13 protein-coding genes are annotated in these 18793 nt (G+C 52.1%); 9 read left to right on the top strand and 4 right to left on the bottom strand.

The window, feature by feature from the left end; translation table 11 throughout:
* Positions 1–94 precede the first annotated feature (94 nt).
* Positions 95–4489 carry a tetratricopeptide repeat protein gene (locus tag IXB28_RS05165; protein ID WP_215617468.1) on the top strand — a complete coding sequence of 1465 codons (4395 nt, stop codon included), beginning with the start codon at positions 95–97 and terminating at the stop codon, positions 4487–4489.
* A 665-nt stretch (positions 4490–5154) separates the two neighbouring features.
* Here the strand turns inward: IXB28_RS05165 and IXB28_RS05160 are convergent.
* Both IXB28_RS05160 and IXB28_RS05155 read right to left on the bottom strand, forming a co-directional pair.
* The gene (locus IXB28_RS05160; protein WP_215617467.1) at positions 5155–5628 is read right to left on the bottom strand and encodes a hypothetical protein; all 474 of its coding nucleotides are present in this window, start codon (positions 5626–5628) and stop codon (positions 5155–5157) included.
* A 206-nt stretch (positions 5629–5834) separates the two neighbouring features.
* On the bottom strand, positions 5835–6179 hold the full coding sequence (locus IXB28_RS05155; protein ID WP_215617466.1) for a DUF952 domain-containing protein: 345 nt from the start codon (positions 6177–6179) through the stop codon (positions 5835–5837).
* Positions 6180–6235: 56 nt separating this feature from the next.
* Here IXB28_RS05155 and IXB28_RS05150 point away from each other — a divergent pair, with 56 nt between their 5' ends.
* The 3 genes from IXB28_RS05150 to IXB28_RS05140 all read left to right on the top strand — a co-directional run bounded on the left by IXB28_RS05150 (position 6236) and on the right by IXB28_RS05140 (position 8944).
* Positions 6236–6892 (top strand): SOS response-associated peptidase, encoded by a 657-nt coding sequence (locus IXB28_RS05150; protein WP_215617465.1) that lies wholly within the window; start codon positions 6236–6238, stop codon positions 6890–6892.
* Positions 6893–7058: 166 nt separating this feature from the next.
* Positions 7059–8210, top strand: a complete 1152-nt coding sequence (locus IXB28_RS05145; RefSeq protein ID WP_215617464.1) for a murein hydrolase activator EnvC family protein — start codon at positions 7059–7061, stop codon at positions 8208–8210.
* Between the two features lie 50 nt (positions 8211–8260).
* Entirely contained in the window at positions 8261–8944 is a 684-nt protein-coding gene (locus IXB28_RS05140) for a hypothetical protein (protein WP_215617463.1), read from the top strand.
* Positions 8945–9056: 112 nt separating this feature from the next.
* Here IXB28_RS05140 and IXB28_RS05135 read toward each other — a convergent pair whose 3' ends face one another.
* Together IXB28_RS05135 and IXB28_RS05130 are read right to left on the bottom strand one after the other, a co-directional pair.
* Positions 9057–9755, bottom strand: a complete 699-nt coding sequence (locus tag IXB28_RS05135) for a response regulator (protein ID WP_215617462.1) — start codon at positions 9753–9755, stop codon at positions 9057–9059.
* Positions 9756–9820: 65 nt separating this feature from the next.
* Positions 9821–11062, bottom strand: a complete 1242-nt coding sequence (locus tag IXB28_RS05130; RefSeq protein WP_215617461.1) for a sensor histidine kinase — start codon at positions 11060–11062, stop codon at positions 9821–9823.
* Positions 11063–11302: 240 nt separating this feature from the next.
* Between IXB28_RS05130 and IXB28_RS05125 the strand changes: the two genes are divergently transcribed.
* The 5 genes from IXB28_RS05125 (at position 11303) to IXB28_RS05105 (ending at position 18779) form a co-directional block, all read left to right on the top strand.
* Complete coding sequence (locus IXB28_RS05125) at positions 11303–11710, top strand: Spy/CpxP family protein refolding chaperone (protein ID WP_215617460.1); 408 nt, start codon at positions 11303–11305, stop codon at positions 11708–11710.
* A 280-nt stretch (positions 11711–11990) separates the two neighbouring features.
* Positions 11991–12698 carry a Spy/CpxP family protein refolding chaperone gene (locus IXB28_RS05120; RefSeq protein ID WP_215617459.1) on the top strand — a complete coding sequence of 236 codons (708 nt, stop codon included), beginning with the start codon at positions 11991–11993 and terminating at the stop codon, positions 12696–12698.
* 240 nt (positions 12699–12938) lie between these two features.
* The gene (locus IXB28_RS05115) at positions 12939–15062 is read left to right on the top strand and encodes an AAA family ATPase (protein ID WP_215617458.1); all 2124 of its coding nucleotides are present in this window, start codon (positions 12939–12941) and stop codon (positions 15060–15062) included.
* A gap of 12 nt (positions 15063–15074) precedes the next feature.
* Entirely contained in the window at positions 15075–16256 is a 1182-nt protein-coding gene (locus IXB28_RS05110) for an RtcB family protein (RefSeq protein WP_215617457.1), read from the top strand.
* 483 nt (positions 16257–16739) lie between these two features.
* Positions 16740–18779 (top strand): EAL domain-containing protein, encoded by a 2040-nt coding sequence (locus tag IXB28_RS05105; RefSeq protein ID WP_215617456.1) that lies wholly within the window; start codon positions 16740–16742, stop codon positions 18777–18779.
* Positions 18780–18793 lie beyond the last annotated feature (14 nt).

The raw sequence follows: 18793 nt of genomic DNA, 5'->3' as shown, positions 1-18793 counted from the left end.
TTCGCGCACATCCTTAAACGATCCCTCAGCCTTGGCTTAAGGGACAACGTTCGTTAAACGATTACTTTCCTGATGCAAACCCCCTGTAAAAATCATGGCTGAGTATCGATATCAAGTGGGCGGTAGCTTGCCGCCAGAGGCCCAAACCTATGTTGAGCGTGCGGCGGACGAAGAGTTTTACCAGGCGCTGAAGGCGGGAGAGTTTTGCTATGTGCTGAACTCTCGGCAGATGGGTAAATCTAGTCTGCGGGTGCGCACGTCTAACCGACTGCAGGCGGAGGGGGTGGCCTGTGCGTCCTTGGATGTGAGTGGATTGGGGACCACTACCATCGAACCGGCGGAGTGGTATTTCGGCATTATGGATAGCCTGGTGGATCGGTTTGGTGTTGACCGGCTGAGTCCAAACTTCGACCTGGATGATTGGTGGGAGGAGAACCATAACCTGCCCCCGGTGCGTCGGTTTGGTAAGTTTTTGAGCCATGTGTTGCTGCGGACGGTGGCCCAGCCCATGGTGATCTTTTTGGATGAAATCGACAGCGTCCTCAGTTTGGAGTTTGAGGCGGATGATTTCTTTGCGGTGATTCGAGAGTGTTTTAACAATCGGGCGGAGAATGCTGACTATAGGCGACTAACCTTTGCGCTGATTGGGGTGGCGACACCGACAAATTTGATCCAAGCGAAAGAACGGACGCCGTTTAATATTGGTCGGGCGGTGCAGCTGACGGGGTTTACGTTTAAGGAAGCGGCTCCGTTGTTGCCGGGGTTAAGGGAGCGTGTGGGCGATCCGGAGGCGGTGTTGCGGGCGGTGCTGCACTGGACGGGGGGACAACCTTTTTTGACTCAAAAGGTTTGTCAGTTGGTGATTCAGGAGGTGAAGCGTACGGGGGAGCAGCCTGCGGCGGACGAGCTGGTGGCCCAGGTGGTGCATGACCACATTATTGATAACTGGGAGATGCAGGATGAGCCGCCCCATTTGAAAACAATTCGGGATCGGCTGCGGGAGAATGCGCGGGCGGGACAGTTGTTGAGCCTGTATCAGGAGATTGTTGAAAAGGGATATATTCCTGTAGACGGCAGTGCTAAGCAGATGGCGCTGCGGTTGTCGGGGTTGGTGGTGGAGCAGGATAGCAAGCTGCTGGTGTATAACCCGATTTATCAGGCAGTGTTTGCCCAGGATTGGGTGCGGGAGTCTTTGGCGAGCATTCGACCCTATGGAGAGAAGCTGGAGGCGTGGGTGGCGGACCCGCAGGATAGTTTGTTGTTGCAGGGGGAGGAGCTGATTGAGGCGCTGGATTGGTCGGAGACCCGCAGTTTGGGGAAGCTGGACTATGGGTATTTGGTGGAGAGTCAGAAGCTGGGATTGCGGGCGGAGCTAGCGGCGGTGCAGGCAACGGTGGCGCAGCAGAATCAGTTGTTGACTACGAAGAATAAGGCGATTCGGCGGGCGGATGATGAGTTGGCGGATGCGAAGGAAGATCTTAGAAAGGTACGGAAGCGGACTCGGTTTTCTTCTTTGTTGGGTGTTGGCTTGGTGAGCACAGCTATCTTTGGCACCGTTTTAGCTAGTAGACATGCCGTTGCGGAAAGTGCAAGAGCTAGTCAAGCCACTCAACAAGTTGAAAACGCAGAACAAAAACTAGAATCTATCGAAACTAGGTTTGAAAAACTAGAATCTCAAAACGATAAACTAGCGCAGAATAATGAATCCCTGGGAGATGCCAATAAACAACTTAAAGAAGCTAATCAGAAATCCATGGAAGAGGTAAAAACTGCGCAGACAGAAACCCAAACTGCTAAGCAACAGGCTGAGGCTATTCGTGGACAGGTGGCAGGTCTGAATCAGGATTTAGCGTCTAAAAATAGCCAGTTGGGCAATGTGCAAACTCAGTTAACCGGGGCTGAGTCCGAATTGGGTTTACTACAGCAGAATGTTGGGACATTACAACAGAATGTCAGTCAATTAGAGCAGGAACAACTCGTTAGGGAAGACGAATTACAAGAAGCAACTAAACTACGCGATGATGCTGTAGAACGTCGCAATCAAGTGCAAGAGGCCTTACGGTTCTCGATTGGTACGTTGGGACTGCAGCGGTTTAGAAACACTTTTTATGAGCTGGGTGGCCTGAGAAATGCCATTGGGTATTTAGAAGAAGGACGTACAAAAACTGAAAAGACCCAAGATAAGCGAGGAGAAAGCTATAGCCACGGCAATATCGGAGAAGTTTATAACATTCTTGGGCAGTACCCTACTGCGCTAGCAGCCCATGAAAAGCATCTAACCATTGCTAAACAAATCCAAGATCGCCGGGGAGAGGGACAGGCCCTAGGGAATAAGGGAGAGGTACTCTACAACCAGGGTAAATATCCAGATGCTTTAGAGTTTCATCAACAGCATTTAGCCATTACCCGCGAGACGAAAGATCGGCTAGGGGAAAGTCAGGCACTGATGCACCTGGCGCGGGTTTACCTAGCTACTGGCGATCCGAAAAAAGCACTAAACACCCACCAGGAGAGTTTAGACATTGCCATAGCAATTAAGGATCGACTGGGAGAGGGACAAATACTCAGCTATATGGGGGATGTATATGATTTTCAGGGTGAGACAGATAAGGCTCTGGAAAAATATGGTGAGGCGGTAGAACTGGCTGAAACTATTGGCGATAGCTTTGGTATGGCAGATGGCCTGAAGAAAATGGCTGATATTCAGCGGCGTCGAGGGGAGTATGAAACCGCCTTGACTACTTATGGTAGGACCAAAACTATTGCTGAAGGGATTCAGGATGATAAAGGAATAGGGGAGAGTCTAAAGGGCATAGGTCAAATCTACGCTGATCAATATAAGTATGAGGATGCACGGCAAAACTATCGTCTAGCCATAGATGAGTTTGCGGAAGTGGGAGACAAGGCCGGTGTGGGGGATATGCGCCTGACCATTGGAGGATTATATGAGACTCAGGGGCAGTATGCTGAGGCATTGGGGGAATATCAACAGGCGCTGGATATTCATCAGTCCATTGATAATCGACGGGGTGAGGCAGAAAGCCTAAATGAAATTGGGAATACCTACTGGCGACAATCTCAATATCCGGAAGCTCTTAACTACTACGAACGAGCATTGGCTATTGTTCAAGAAATAGGTAATCGCTCAGTTGAAGGAGCTACACTTAATGAAATTGGCTTAGTCTATTCCGATCAAGGGAAGTATGGTGAGGCCTTGGGGTATTACGAGGAGTCCTTAGCGATTAATCGTGAGGTGGGCGCTCGCGCGGGCGAAGGGGTCACTCTCAACAACATTGGCGGGGTCTATTCCAATCAAGGGAAGTATGGTGAGGCATTGGGGTATTACGAGGAGTCCTTAGCGATTCGTCGTGAGGTGGGCGATCGCGCGGGCGAAGGGGTCACTCTCAACAACATTGGCTTAGTCTATGACAATCAAGGGAAGTATGATGAGGCATTGGGGTATTACGAAGAGTCCTTAGCGATTCGTCGTGAGGTGGGCGATCTCGCGGGCGAAGGGGGCACTCTTGGCAATATTGGTACTCTCAAATGGAACCAAGGACAATATGGCGAAGCACTAAACTTTTTTCAGGATTCTTTAGCGATTAGTCGTGAAGTGGGTAATCGCGCAGAAGAAGGGGGGAGGCTCGGAGCAATTGGCTCAGTTTATAGTGCTCAAGGCAATTATGCTGAGGCCCTCAGCTATTACGAACAGTCCTTAGCGATTAATCGTGAGGTGGGCGCTCGCGCGGGCGAAGGGGTCACTCTCAACAACATTGGCTTAGTCTATGACAATCAAGGGAAGTATGGTGAGGCCTTGGGGTATTACGAAGAGTCCTTAGCGATTCGTCGTGAGGTGGGCGATCGCGCGGGCGAAGAGGTTACCCTCCACAATATTGGTGAAATTTATAGTGCTCAAGACCAAGAAGATTTGGCATTGGAATACTATGAAGCTTCTTTAGCAATTATCCGTGAGTTGGGCAGAAAAGCTAGTGCAATTCCAACCCTTAGAAGTATTGCAAGTCTCTACAGAAACAGAGAAGAGTATGATACGGCTCTGACCTATTACCAGGAAGCATTAGCCCTTAGTCGAGAGGTTCAGCTTCCCGATAGAGAGGGTGCCATCTTGAGCAATATTGGTTCTATTTATGACGATCAAAATCAAGATGAGCAAGCATTAGAGTATTACAAACAAGCCTTGGCTGTTGCTCAAGCCCTGGAAGATAGATTTAGTGAAGGGTTTAGAACCTATTTAATTGGCACAGTCTACGTTGAACTGGCTCAATATCCAGAAGCCCTAGACACCCTTCAACAAGCATTTTTTATTATGCAAGAGTTGGGCCAAGAAGATCGGATGCAATGGGCACAAAGTTGGATGACCGATGCACTCAATGGCATTCGTAACATTTCTGTGGGTGAGTATCAACAACAATGTCAAGCGGTTAGTCAGGCAACAGGAATTTCCCTGGCAGAGCTTTGTCCAGCGGAATAGCGTCTTCCTTGGAAAAATTCCCGGTTTCCAGCAAGCCTCCTGGATGAGATCCCCGGTTTCTAGGGCTCCCGGATGAGATCCCCGGTTTCTAAACAAGTCCAGGATCTTGGCAATTCGGGATCCCTAGAAACCGGGGATCTAGGCGATAGCTTTCGCCTGAAACCGGGGATCTAGGCAAAACATCCGCATCGCAACCGACGCATTCATCCAGGGCATCCTAAACCAAGCAAATCATCAGGTTCGACGATGCCACGGCGCAAGACGCAGTTTCTCCCAGGTCAGTACTACCACCTCTACAATCGCGGCAACAACCGCCAAAGGATTTTTCTAGAACGCGAAAACTATTGCTTCTTCCTACGCCGCTTTCGCCACTACCTTGCCAATAGCAAACGTCAAAGCCCATTTGCAAGACAACCACAATTTGCCATCACGTCGTAGGTTGCGGTTGAGCTAGCGAAACCCAACAAATCTGTTCCCAAGCACTAACCAATGCAAAATCCATCATTTTTAATACCAATGATCATTTGGAATTATCGCCCTCGTTGGGTTTCGCGGTTTTGAGCTTTAGATATGGAGCATTAAATCCTGACCGCTCAACCACAACCTACACACCGTATTTGCCAAAATCCTGACTTCGTAAGAAATCGGGTTTCTTGCGGAAAACCTTATTCGCTATCGACTTCCCACACATACCAATTGGGCGCAGAATACACCCAAAAACCAGCCTTGCCATAGTCGCCACACCAGGGACCACCGCCCCAATACCCGTAGTCGTCAAAGCTACCATAGGTGGACTCATCCCCAGGGCAATAAATCACCTGCAGTAAACTCGAATACTTCCCCGCATTGGCATACTCCGGCACCTTATCCTGCCACACATACCAGTTGGGGGCAGACCACACCCAGTAGCCAGCCGCCCCCTGTTCACCACACCAGGCCCCACCATCCCAGTAGCCATAATCATGGAAATTACCATAAACCGCCCCATCCTCTGGACAGTTCAACACCTGCAACAAATTGCGATACTTGCTGTAGGCCGACGTCTCAGGAGAAAAGCCCTGGGCCAGTGTGCTCTCATCAAAAGAGATGGTCTCTTCTGTTAAGGGAAGTGTTGTCGATAGGGGGATCGCATGAGACACCTGGAATGAACCGTGTAGCGTAATCCCAGTGAAGCACCCTCCTAAACAGAGTAAAGAGAGAACTTTTTTCGATACCAAACGTTGAGCCAGCAAAGTTATCACGAGTTTAGGAGTCCCTGAAAGCGCACTTGGATATACAGTGAACGTTCCCAAAACCATGGGTCGGTTCACCTTATCCATGGGCTAACTTTTTCAACACTCGCCCATCACCGCAACTCCGCTGGCAGAACAAACACACCGGCCTGATCATAGGTATCTGCATAAACCTGCTGCACCGCCGCCCAGGGCACCCGACCATAGATATGGGGATATAGCTCTGTCCCACCGGACGTATTCTCCACCCGAATTTCACAATCCACCGCCGCCGGGTCAATGCTAAACAACACTAGCCCCTGCTGGCCCCCATAGTGCCGCTGACTCACCCCTAGCACCTGATGCAAAAACGAACAATGGATAAAGCCCTCAGCCGCTAGGTCCGCCGACTCAAAATAGCCCTGGGCCTCTGCCGCCTGCACAGCCGCCGCCGGAGCAATACGATATAGCAAGTCCATCCCATGCACCTCCCACAAAAAGTTCAGTACAATTGTCGCAGTTCAGATGGCTACTTATGTGCGGTCGCTATACCCAAACCCATTCTGGCCAAGAGCTGGCCGCAGCGTTTCAACTTACGTCAGAGCCTGCACCGCCCCCACGCTACAACATTTCCCCAGCCCAGCCGGTTTCTGCCATTATTGCCAATCGCGAATATCGTATCTTTCAGTGGGGTCTGGTGCCTTCCTGGGCCAAGGATTACAAAATTGGCTATCGGCTGATCAATGCCCGCTCGGAAACGGCGGCGGAAAAGCCTTCTTTTCGTGCTGCGTTCAAACGACGGCGCTGTTTGATCCCTACCGATGGTTTTTACGAATGGCAGCGCACTGCCAGCAACAAAAAGAAACAGCCTTTTTATATTCATCTGCACAATAGACCGCTGTTTGCCTTTGCGGGACTGTGGGAGCAGTGGGAAGGGGCCGATGGTAGCTATTTGGAAACTTGCACCATTCTGACGACGGACCCCAATGAACTGATGGCCCCCATCCACAATCGCATGCCGGTGATTATTCCTGAGGATGGCTATGACCGCTGGCTGACGGCACCGCCAAAGCAGGTGCAGGACTTATTACGGCCCTACAGCGCGGATGCCATGGAGGCCTATCCGGTGAGTGCCTTGGTGAATAGCCCCCGCAATGAGGTGGCTGACTGTATTGCCCCGCTTGAAAGTTAGGGCCGATTTTAGAAAATAAACAGATCCGCCGAACTTGGCTATTTGCCTAGATTTGACAGGTCCAGTTGGGCCGGAGCGCGGCAACGGCCTTTTTTGAACCGCAAAGTCAGACTATGATGTCCTTCGTGTGTTTCATCGGTGATTTCAGACAGTTCCTGCCAAACCAATGACGGCAAAACAAATCAGGCGATTTCTATCTCTCTTTGCCAGTGTAGTAATTTGTATTTTGTTTCTGGTGCCCCTGGCATTGGGCCAGTCTCAAAATAATGCGCCGTTGGAAAAGCTACAGCAGCAACAGGAAAATATAGAACAACAGCAGGAAGATTTAGAAGCTGAGCAAAACCGACTGCAGGGTCTAGAACGGCAAGCGGCTGAGCAGCTAGATGGATTGCAGGACAGTATTACGATCACCAATTTAAAGATTGAGGATACGGAGTTTCAAATTGGTGAGGCGCAAAAACGGCTGAAGCGGCTAGAAAATACGCTAACCCAAGCCCAGGAAGAGTATGAGGGAGCCCGCATTGCGGCGGTGCGCCGGTTGCAGTTTATGCAACGGCAGAAGGATGCGGAGGGCTGGGCGGTGCTGCTAAAAAGTGAGAATTTGAATGAGTTTTTGGAGCGGCGCTATTTGCTGGGCAAGGTTTACCAGGCGGATCGGGACTTTATGGCGGAGTTGCAGGGCCAGGCGGACCTGATTGTGCAGCAGCAGCAGGGGGTGGAAGCCCAGAAGAATTCCATTGCCCTACTGCGTCAGCAGCTATTGGCCCGGCGAGATCAGTATGAGGCCCAGGCGGGGCAACAAACCCAGCTAATTGCCCGATTGAAGGACAATCGCAGTGCCCTGGAAGCGGCCCAGGCTCAGCTGGTGAAGGATTCTGAAAGTTTGGCTAGTTTAATTCGCCAGCGGATTGCGGCGGCCAGCGGCATCCTGGGCACGGGCCAAATGGGCATTCCCACGGCGGGGGCTATCACTAGCCGATTTGGTTCGCGATTTCATCCGGTGCTGGGCTATCGGCGGTTTCATGGGGGGGTAGATTTTGGGGCCGCCTATGGCACGGGCATTGTGGCGGCGGATTCTGGCAAGGTGATTTTTTCGGGCTGGTATGGGGGCTATGGCAATGCGGTGATTATTGACCATGGGGGCGGCCTGACGACGCTCTATGCCCATGCGAGTCGATTGAATGTGCAGGAAGGGCAAAAGGTGAAGAAGGGACAGTCGATTGCGGCGGTGGGTTCTACGGGATTATCGACGGGGCCACATTTACACTTCGAGGTGCGTCGTAATGGTAGTCCGGTGGATCCCATGGGCTTTTTATAAGGGGCGATCGCACAATCAATGAGGGAAGGGTATTAATGGGCTGGGTCACCATGACTAAGGCTTTCAAGGGAATTGGCAACGGTCTGGCAGTGGTGGGTTGCCTCCATGGGGGGATGGCGATGGCACAGCCCGAATTAGAGCTACCGCCGGGCACCGTCGAAAGCAGCCCGGTGTTGCAGGAATGGCTCCAGGAAACGCCGGATGTGCTAGAGGATATTCGCCACAGGCCCAGTTTTCCATCCCGGCTGCAGCTGCAATACGGGCTATTTCCATCTAGCCAGGATGAGCGGGGGCTGGCCATTGGCGTGGAAGATGTGTTTATGGGCGATTTGCCGGTGACGGTGAATGGGGACTATGTGGCCAATTTTGATGGCAACGATCGCGATCGCAAGGCCTACGGCGCCCATGTGCGTTACTACGTGCTGCCCCTGGGGGGCTATGTGAATGTGGCCCCCATTGTGGGCTATCGCCATGTGGAGGCGGTGGACTATAGCGAAAGTGGCATCCAGGTGGGGTTTCAAGTAAAGGTGATTCCGTCGCGGGGCGGTGGGGCCGATTTTGCCTATACCCAGAGCTGGGTGAGCCCGACGGAGGAGGATGCGGTGATGATTACGCAGTTGGAATTTGGCTATGGGTTGACGGATCGGCTGCGGCTAGCGACGGATATGGAGTGGCAGTTTGCACCGGGGGCGACGGATAGTCGGCTGGGGGTGGGGCTGGAGTGGGTTTTGTAGATGGATCACCCTGATGGAATCCCCTGCTGACACCGGTCGTATGCCCGGATCTCATTTTCAGCAAAACAGGCAACACCAAAGGCCATGCCCAATTCCGAACTCCGACTTCGGTTTATTCGTCCGCGGTGAGTTTGGAAGAGAGTTTCACGGCAAGCAGGGCGGCTTGGGTGCGATCGCGCAGGCCTAATCGGCCCAGTAGTCTGGTGACGTGGTTTTTGACAGTGCCTTCTGAAAGGAACAGGGTTTCAGCGATTTCGCGGTTGTTGGCGCCGGTGCCGATTAACCGCAGGACTTCTTTTTCGCGGGGGGTGAGCTCGTCAAAACCTGCGGGAATGTCCACATCGGGGGATTGTTTCCCAGAGAGCATTTTTTCCAGGATGCCGGGGCCAAACTGGCTGTAGCCTTTGGCAACGGTGCGGATGGCCTGGGCCAGCTCTTCTGAGGGGGTATCTTTAAGCAAATAGCCCTTGGCACCAACGGCCATGGCTTTGGCCACCAGGTCATCATCGTCGAAGGTGGTGAGCACCAGCACTTGGATGGTGGGATAGCGGGCGACGATCTCCGTAGTGGCGGCCACTCCGTCCATAATGGGCATGCGCATGTCCATCAGCACAACGGTGGGCAGCTGGTTGTTGTTGGCTAGTTGTTCTAGCAGCTTGAGGGCGGTCTGGCCGTTGTCGGCATCGCTGACAATGGTAATGTCGTCCTCTAGATCTAGCAATGTTTTGAGGCCCTGGCGAATCAGTTGCTGATCGTCCACCAGCATGACGGCAATATTGTCTGAATTGGGTTGTTGGGCAGCTTGATTCATGGTTGTGTTCTGTGACTCTGATTACCGATTTCTGTTGTGGGAAACGTTGCACGCTGGGCACGTCCCTAGGTGCCAGGCACCGTCAACCGAATTTCGCAGCCTTCGCCGGGGCGACTGTTGACGGTGAGCTGGCCGCCAATGGCCTGGGCCCGTTCCCGCATACCTTGGAGACCAAAGCCTGTGGAGGTTTGGCTAATGTCAAACCCATCGCCGTTATCTCGCAACAGCAGTCTTGTGCCCTGGTCATCCACCATCAAACTGAGCTCCACCGCCGTGGCGTTGGCATGTTTAACAATATTGGTAATGCCTTCTTGCACGAGGCGATAGAGGGCGGCCCCCATGGCCTCGGGCAAGGGTTTTAATATTTGCAGGTTGATGCTCGGGGTAATGCCGGTACTCGCCGTCAGGGTATCAATCAGGGTATTTAACTGGCTCTGCAGAGATTTTTGGTTAGGAGATTTATTCCGCAGGGTGGCCACGGACTGTCGCACATCCTGCAGGGCCACGGAGCCAAGGCGTTTTGCTTCGGTGAGTAGTTGTTGAGACTTTTGCGGATCCCGCTGGGACAGTTTGATCGCACCTTCCAATTGAATATTTAAGGCGGTGAGGGAATGGCCGAGGGAGTCGTGGATCTCGCGGGCGATGCGGCTGCGTTCTTCGGCGGTTGCCAGTTGTTTGGTCTGGACCGCAGCCCGCTTCAGGTCTTCGTTTGCTTTTTGTAGTCGGGTCTGAATCGTTCTCTCGTTGAGGAGGGCGTTGACCAACAACAGGGTAAACACCAAAGACAAGCCGAAGAAAACGACTAGATTCATTTGCAGACTGCCGACCAGGTGGCGCACCGGGCGGGGCACCCGCCCCCCTACAGAGCGAAACTTTAACCCCAGGGTGGTCATAAACAAGAGAAACGCAAGGGATGTCACGGTGATGCGGCCCACCAACCCCACCATGAGACAGCTACGGATGACTAATACCAGGTAAATAAACGGAAACAGACGCGCCCCCCGGAGCATCAGCCCGGAGGTGACCAAAATTAGGGCCACTTGGGCGGCAATGTGGCCCAGCCTCAGCCAAAACCCTTTGGTGGGTAAATATAGCCCCAACAGCCCAAACAACAGCAGGCAGCCCACGGTGAATAAGGGCCAGTGGGTAAAGGCGGGGGCTACCCCATTGGACAAGCCACGGCGCCCAATTTCACGCATTGGGGGCATGGTCAAAATGCCGGTAATGGACACCGCCAACAGGCCCCACTCCAGGTAGAGCAAAAACCGAAACGGGTGGTTCTGAAACTGAATGGCGCGGGTCGTCATGGAAAGACTGCTGAAGATTAGCGTTGGATATTGCCGTTAGGCTTTTGCCATGGGGGCAGGGCTGTTCTTTACCCTAACCGAAGTCTACAGACCAAACCGGCCCAAAAAACCGACTAGTGACGAAAGTCATGGCGACACCGTGACTTTAACCGCCCCCAGAGATGACTCTCGCTAGATGCTACCGAGAACTCACCCTGGCTAGGATAAGGCCATCGTTCAACACACCAAACAATCAAACCTATGAACCTGCCAACCATCAAACAATGTCTCAGCGGCGCTCTTATGATTACCACTCTGGTGGGTGCCACCGCCATGGTCAAGGTTGATAGTGCCCAGGCATTCCCTGAGCGGATGGCCGAGGCGCTAAATCTGACGGCCCAACAGCAAACTGAATTGGACGCCATTAAGGCAAATGCCCAGGCCCAGGTGAATGCGGTATTGACGGCGGACCAACAGGCCGAACTGGGGGATGCGGAAGGGCGCGATCTCAAACGCGCCATGCGCCAATTGGATCTCAGCGAAGAGCAGCGCACCCAGCTCCAGTCCATCCGTGAGGACTCCCGCGCCGCTGTAAATGAGGTACTCACCGACGAACAGGAAGCCCAGCTACAGGAAATGAAGTCCCAGCGGCGCAATCGTCGTCGTTAACCCACGGCCACACGGTCACAGCGGCGCAGCCGTCGTCGCCGTTAACCCACAGCTAAGAATACTGTCACAGCAACTCTAGAGGGCACCTCGGCCCAGGGACAATATCCCCCTGGGCCTTTCTTTTATAGGGGGCACCCATTTCCCAGGCACCGCCGGGCTGACAAGTGACTAAAGTCATGATTAGGCCATGCCCGTAGCCCTGGTTAGAGATGACTCCCGCTAGACGCCAAAAAGAATTGCCCCTAGCTAGGATAAGGCCATCACTAAACACACCAACCCCATGAACTTTCCCACCATCAAACAATGTGTCAGCGGCGTACTCATGTTGACCGCCGTGCTAGGTACCACCGCCATATTCAAGGCCCATAGAGCCCACGCCCTCCCTGGGCAAATGGTGGAGGCGCTAAATCTCACGGCCCAACAGCAAACCGAATTGGATGCCATCAAAGAGAATGCTCGCACCCAGATAAATACCGTATTGACGGCGGACCAACAGGCCGAAGTAGGCGATGTGGAAGGACGCGAACTCAAACGCGCCATGCGCCAATTGGACCTAAGCCAAGAGCAGCGCACCCAGCTCCGATCCATCCGGGAAGACTCCCGCGCCGCCATGAATGAAGTATTGACCGATGAGCAGCAAACCCAGCTGCAGGCCATGAAAGCAGAACGCCACGGACAGCGACACAGCCGCCGCGCCGAGGCCCTGAACCTCACCACCGAACAACAGGCCGAACTGGATGCCATCAAAGAGAATGCCCGCACCCAGGCGGAAGCCGTATTGACCGCAGAGCAGCGCACAGCCGTCGCCGATAAAACCGGTCGGGAATGGATGCGCGCCATGCGGGGTTTGGACCTGAGCGAAGACCAGCGCACCCAGCTCCAGGAAATTCGGCAGACAGCCCACACCGCCGCCGAAGGTGTGCTCACCGCCGAGCAACAGGCCCAGATGCAGGAAATGCGGAGCCAACGCAGGGGCCAACGCCGTTAGGGGCCAACGCCGCTAGGGGCCAACGCCGTTAGGGGCCAACGCCGTTAATTAACACGACCAAACAGCACACACCAGGCCCAGGGGGACTTTCTCCCTAGGCCTTTTTTTGATGCATTGACGGTGCCACGCCATTCCCACAAAACGGCGTTGGCAACGTTATCCTGGGGCAGCCTAGTTTGAATCCCATAGTTTTCTCCACCGGCACCCGAAATCTAGCTGTAGTCGTTTGAAGCACTCACCATGAGTAGTCCCACCACCCAAATTTCAATTCAAATTGGCAGTCTTGTGCTGCTGTCAGGCGCGCCGGGGTCCGGTAAATCCACCGCATGTCAGCATCTCCCGACCGCATTGGTGCTGTCCAGCGATGCCCTGCGTCAAACGTTTTTTGGCACCGGCCAAACCGTAGTCGATGGCCAGGTGGCCCATCGCCCCCTGGCCACGGACGATCGGCTAATTTTTGCCACCTTAGAAAACGTGGTGCGGGCCCGCCTCAAGGCCGGACTAACCACCGTTGTGGATGCCACCCTGATTAGCGATAAGGAACGCAAACCCTTTGCCACCCTTGCCGATGAGCTAGGGGTGCCGGTGCAGGTGGTGATTTTTAACCCGCCCCGAGAACGGGTGCAGCGGCAAAATAAACAGCGGCGCTGTGTGGTGCCCGCGGCGGTGGTGGAAAAGTTCTGCGATCGCATCCAAACCGATTCCCAATGGCCCTTCACCGTCGCCCCAGGGGATGTCACCCTGGCTGTGGACATCCCCACCATTCCAGACAGCGCCCAACTGGATGTCATCGGCGATATCCATGGCCTGGCCCAAACGCTCCACACCATGCTCCACACCCTGGGCTACGACCAAGACTTTCACCACCCAGACGGACGCCAGCTATGTTTTCTCGGCGACCTGGTGGATCGCGGCCCCCAATCCTTAGAAGTGCTAGACCTGGTGAGGCAGGCTGTGGCGGCGGGCCACTACTGCGTACGCGGCAACCACGACAACAATCTGGCCCGCGGCCTCCACGGCGACAATATCAAAAGCAAATCTACCCGGGCCACCCTGCACAAAATCCTACAGCGCGACAAAACCTACCAAACCCAGGTAAAAGACTTTATTTGGTCGCTGCCCTCCTTCTACCGCTATGGCAACTATGTGCTGTGCCACGGTGATATCGAGTGGTTCGACCCCGTGCTACAGCCCGACAAAGAGCGGGTGTATGGGCGCTGTCGCATTAACGAAAACTACGACACCGATGGCCATTTCCGCCAGACCAGCAGCTTAAGCGTCGTGCGGGGACACATTCCCCTCACCTCCCCAGGAGAACGCACCTATTCCTTAGAAACCGGCGCCGGATTTGGCGGCCCCCTCACCGCCATGCGCCTCCCCGCCCAGGAGCAGGTGCAAATCCCCTGCGAGTTTAACCACAGACATAGCCCCCCCAGCTTTGCAAAACAAATGGAACCGTTGGTGTCTAAAAAGCTGGTCAAGCACGTCAGCCAGTCTCGGCTCACCCTATATAAGTACACCTCCAAAGCCTTTTTCACCCCCACAGCCTGGGATGACCATCCTGAACTGAAACAAGCTCGGGGTATCGTTGTGGGCTTAGATGGCAACCCGGTCAACCAGCCCTTTCCTCGCACCTTTAACTATCTCGAACGGGGCACCACCCTGCCCCCCGCAACAGAGATTATTGCGGTCGAAAAACTCAACGGCTTTTTAGTCAGCACGTTTCTCCATCCCTACGACAACACCCAGGTCGTCGTTACCTGTTCTGGGTCTTTTCAAGGAGAATATGTGGACTATGCCCAATCGCTGCTCTATAAGAACGGCCTATATGGCCGAGTCTTGGGCTGGTTAAGGGAAAATCGCAACGTTACCTTACTGTGGGAGGCGATCCACCCCGAAGATCCCCACATTATTCAATACGCCCCGGAAGACCATGGGCTGCACCTGATTGGGGGCGGTATTTTAGGGGGTGGGTTTAAACAAGAGGCGGAATTGGATGAGATCGCAGCTATTCTCGAAACACCGCGTCCCACCTGGTTTCCCTGCACCTTTGCCGATGCCATCAGCAAGTCTCACCACGTCGAGCACGAAGGCTTTATGGTCCGCCTTGCCACCGACGGCAGCTTTGCCCTCAAACTCAAAAGCCCTTACTACCTACGCACCAAATTCCTAGCCAGGATGACCCCAAAAAAGTCCAAATTTATGTACGCCCAGCCCCAACGGTTCAAACAAGAACTGGACGAAGCCTTTTGGCCCCTGGTTGACGCAGTCACCGATCATGTGGACCAAGACACCTGGCTCACCTGGACCGATGTACACCGGCGCGATTTTGTCCAAACCTGGATGAACCAGGTATACCAATAGATTGTCCTCACCATGCCGTATAACAACGTTCCCTTCAAAACCAATAAACCCGTCCTCTCCTGGGCCAACCACGATCTCAGCTCGAAAGAGATCCAAATGGCTAAAAACGTTGCCTCGTTGCCCTTCGTCTACAAACACGTCGCCCTAATGCCCGACGTTCACCTGGGCAAAGGGGCCCTGGTGGGTTCCGTCATTGCCACCGACGAGGCCCTGGTGCCCGCAGCCGTAGGTGTCGACATTGGCTGCGGCATGTGCGCCATCCAAACCCCCTACAGCAGCAAAAAATTAGACGGCAAACTCAAAAAAATCCGCAAAGAAATCGAAGCGACCATTCCCACCGGCTTTGACAGCAATAAAAAGATCAACAAATCTGTCCACAACTGGCAGGGTTGGCGCAGCTTTAAAGACCTGCACAAAGGGGTGCAACATCTAGAGAAAAAAGCCCTTAGCCAAATGGGTTCCCTGGGCGGCGGCAACCACTTTATTGAAGTGTGCATCGACACCGAAGACAACGTGTGGCTGATGCTCCATTCCGGCTCTCGCAACATTGGCAACATGCTGGCCAGAAACCACATTAGCACCGCCAAAAACCTACGGAAGCTAGCCAACGAAAAACTACCCGACCCCGATCTTTCCTACTTTGTTGCGGGCACCGACGAATTCCGCAGCTATTGGAACGATCTGCAATGGGCCCAGGCCTATGCGTTGCAAAACCGAGAAGAAATGATGGCCCGCTTTAAGCACATCATCGAAAAACATCTCGGTGGAGGCAAACCATTCAAGCCATTGCTAGCCGTCAACTGCCACCACAATTATGCCGAGCAAGAAGAACATTTTGGCCGCGATGTTTACGTCACCCGCAAAGGGGCCGTAAGAGCACGTCCCACCGACTATGGCATCATCCCCGGCTCCATGGGCACAAAATCCTACATCGTGAAGGGCAAGGGCAACCACGATAGTTTTTGCTCCTGCAGCCATGGGGCCGGTCGCGTTATGTCCCGCAGCAAAGCTAAAGATACCTATACATTAGACGACCTAATCGCCCAAACTGAAGGGGTTGAATGTCGCAAGGACAAAGGAATTATTGACGAAATTCCGGCAGCCTATAAACCCATCGATGACGTTATGGCCAATCAGCAAGATTTGGTAGAAGTCGTCGCCACCCTAAAACAGGTTATTTGCGTCAAAGGATAGGGACTGCCCCAGGCAACGACTAACATCCATAGCGGGTTGACCGACAAAATGCTCGAAACCTTTGGTCTGTTGTAGCTTGGGCAAAGCCGCATGGCTGCACTAAAGCCCTGGCGTAGCCGTTTCGGGTGTTGGGCTTCACTGCATTTTCGCAACCTACACCAGGAATGTCTGTCTGTCCATCAGGTCTGTAGTAAAGCGTGTAGCAAACCAAGAACGGTTAAATCATTTTTCTCTAGGAAAATCAGTATTTCCCCCCTAGCGCACAACCATGTAAATCTGGTTTTCACCGCAGAGAAGTCAGGCACAATTATTGTTGCCAAATTCCCAGATTACTGCTGCCAAGCATTTAAGTTCATAACCCTGAACAGCCGTCTTTTACTAACGATGAATTAAACTTTTGCATCAAAACAGACAGCGTCAAACTAGCTAGCTTCAAAATCGGGAATACTTATAAAATGAGCCCAGCACAAGTATGCCGCAGCAATGTTGAGAGACTTTACAAAATTTAGGCTTTTTCTAATTATACGAGAAGCATTTACCTCTCTCTTGCCAATTGTTTTGGCAATGAATATTTTAGTTTTACTCTCTAATTTCACGCCAATTTTCGATTTTTTAGGCATTAAGAATGCCCTGATCAATGCAGCTGAAATAAATCGATTATATTTTTTTCTAATCCCGTTATTTTTAAATCTATCGCTCAGTAGCTTATTAGCAAAAGAGCAAGAATTAGATCAAATTGGGACCATGTTAATCGGCATGGTCTGTTTTTTTAGGGCATCGGGCTTCCTCGGCATTAATGCAACGTCGGAGCTCACATCTAGCAATGCCTCGATAGTGGTTAGTCTTTTACTATCGTTTATTACCGTTAGGGGGCTATCTTTTTTCTCAAGTTTTCGTGCACTTAGGTTATTTAAATCCTCAAAAAATATCAGTCCAAAATTACGGAAAACGGTTAATTTAGCTGTCCCTAGCCTGCTAACAATTCTCAGCATAGAGGTGCTTAGTCAAGTCATCTATCTGTGTCTACACAGCAGTGCGATCGCAGCCATTGCAGACTGGCTACCTCGCCTACATAACCTCAGCGATATTCAGCAGCTGATTCTATATAAAACAGTTTCCCTTTCTACTTGGATCCTAGGGTTCCATGGGGAACATACCTCTGAAGGCATCTTTCAGCTACTGCAGGATATCCCCGTTGGGCAATCCACGGGGGTTAAATTTAAGACCTTCCATGATGTATTTATGAACATCGGTGGGTCTGGATCCACATTTGTGATTCCCTTCTTGATCCTATTCACCCATCAAAATCAGCACTTTAAATCCATTGCGCGGCTAGGCTTATTCTTTTCCCTAGTTAACGTGAATGAAATCTTACTATTTGGCCTACCAATAATTTTAAATCCCGTTTTCTTCTTGCCTTTTTTCCTAGCTCCATTTGTCAATATGGCCATTGCCTTAGGCGCTATTAATCTAGGTTTATTCGATATCGCTTTGACACCAACGCACTGGATGTCTCCCCCCATATACAGTGCCTATGTGGCATCGGACGGTTCTATTTTCGCTGTTATTATTCAGTTACTTTGTATCGCAGCGGATGCCTTAATCTATTGGCCATTTCTTGTTTTAGTTAACCGCCAATATAAAGTGCCATCGTCGTTGGTTAGCTACCTAAAGAAAGATGCCTATGGCTTCTTTTCTGAGGAACTAAACCATTATGAAGAGCGTGTATTTATTGAGGACCAAAATAGTCGGCTCACTCAAATTAACACCGCAGAAAAAATTCTAAAGCAGTTTAGGGGGGGCACTTTACTGCTGCATTTTCAGCCTAAGTTTGATGCCCAAACCCTAAATTTTATTGGCATGGAGGCGTTATTAAGATTAAAAGATAAAAACGGTAACACGTTACAGCCTAGTTTTTTGCCCGCACTCTATCAACAGGGCTTGTCCAAGGCCATAGATAGCAAGGTGATTGATTTAGTCTTTGAACAGACCGCTAAATGGAAACAGTTAGGGGTTTGTGTCCCCATTATTAGCATCAACTTTGACAAGGACTTTCTCCTGGATAAACAGGCCGTCCAACGCTTTATTACCCGTGCCAAGGCGCACAAGCTACATTTCTATATTGAAATTACGGAGCATACCTATACGATTCAGCTAGATGCCCTCGCATCAGTCATTGCTGAACTACGGTATGCAGGCCACAAAATTGCCATTGATGATTTTGGCGCCGGCTATTCGTGTTTGACCAGTTTATTAACCCTGGATGCCGATGAAATTAAACTGGATCGCAATCTGGTGATGCCCCCCCAAGGAGAACTGGAACGGGGGCAAATTTTACTCAAGTCCAGCATCGACCTCTGCCATGACCTAGGGTTTTGCGTCGTCGCTGAAGGGGTGGAAACGGAAGCTCAGCTGCATTTTGTCCAGGCCTGCGGTGTAGACATTATTCAGGGGTTTTATTTGGGAAAACCGATGCATCCGGATGACATTGTGCACCTATTTCCCCAACCCGTTGAAGCCTAATTTGCTTAGTCATA

This window comes from Leptothoe kymatousa TAU-MAC 1615 (assembly GCF_018739865.1).
Classification (GTDB): Bacteria; Cyanobacteriota; Cyanobacteriia; order Phormidesmidales; family Phormidesmidaceae; genus Leptothoe; species Leptothoe kymatousa.
Note: the sequence above shows the minus strand (reverse complement) of the source record. Positions and strands in the feature narration are given on the sequence as shown.

Excerpts from the sequence above, each read along its gene's own strand:
- IXB28_RS05165 (WP_215617468.1), top strand. The coding sequence starts at position 95 with ATGGCTGAGTATCGATATCAAGTGGGCGGTAGCTTGCCGCCAGAGGCC.
- IXB28_RS05155 (WP_215617466.1), bottom strand. The coding sequence starts at position 6,179 with ATGGACTTGCTATATCGTATTGCTCCGGCGGCGGCTGTGCAGGCGGCA.
- IXB28_RS05150 (WP_215617465.1), top strand. The coding sequence starts at position 6,236 with ATGTGCGGTCGCTATACCCAAACCCATTCTGGCCAAGAGCTGGCCGCA.
- IXB28_RS05145 (WP_215617464.1), top strand. The coding sequence starts at position 7,059 with ATGACGGCAAAACAAATCAGGCGATTTCTATCTCTCTTTGCCAGTGTA.
- IXB28_RS05140 (WP_215617463.1), top strand. The coding sequence starts at position 8,261 with ATGACTAAGGCTTTCAAGGGAATTGGCAACGGTCTGGCAGTGGTGGGT.
- IXB28_RS05135 (WP_215617462.1), bottom strand. The coding sequence starts at position 9,755 with ATGAATCAAGCTGCCCAACAACCCAATTCAGACAATATTGCCGTCATG.
- IXB28_RS05130 (WP_215617461.1), bottom strand. The coding sequence starts at position 11,062 with ATGACGACCCGCGCCATTCAGTTTCAGAACCACCCGTTTCGGTTTTTG.
- IXB28_RS05125 (WP_215617460.1), top strand. The coding sequence starts at position 11,303 with ATGAACCTGCCAACCATCAAACAATGTCTCAGCGGCGCTCTTATGATT.
- IXB28_RS05120 (WP_215617459.1), top strand. The coding sequence starts at position 11,991 with ATGAACTTTCCCACCATCAAACAATGTGTCAGCGGCGTACTCATGTTG.
- IXB28_RS05115 (WP_215617458.1), top strand. The coding sequence starts at position 12,939 with ATGAGTAGTCCCACCACCCAAATTTCAATTCAAATTGGCAGTCTTGTG.
- IXB28_RS05110 (WP_215617457.1), top strand. The coding sequence starts at position 15,075 with ATGCCGTATAACAACGTTCCCTTCAAAACCAATAAACCCGTCCTCTCC.
- IXB28_RS05105 (WP_215617456.1), top strand. The coding sequence starts at position 16,740 with ATGTTGAGAGACTTTACAAAATTTAGGCTTTTTCTAATTATACGAGAA.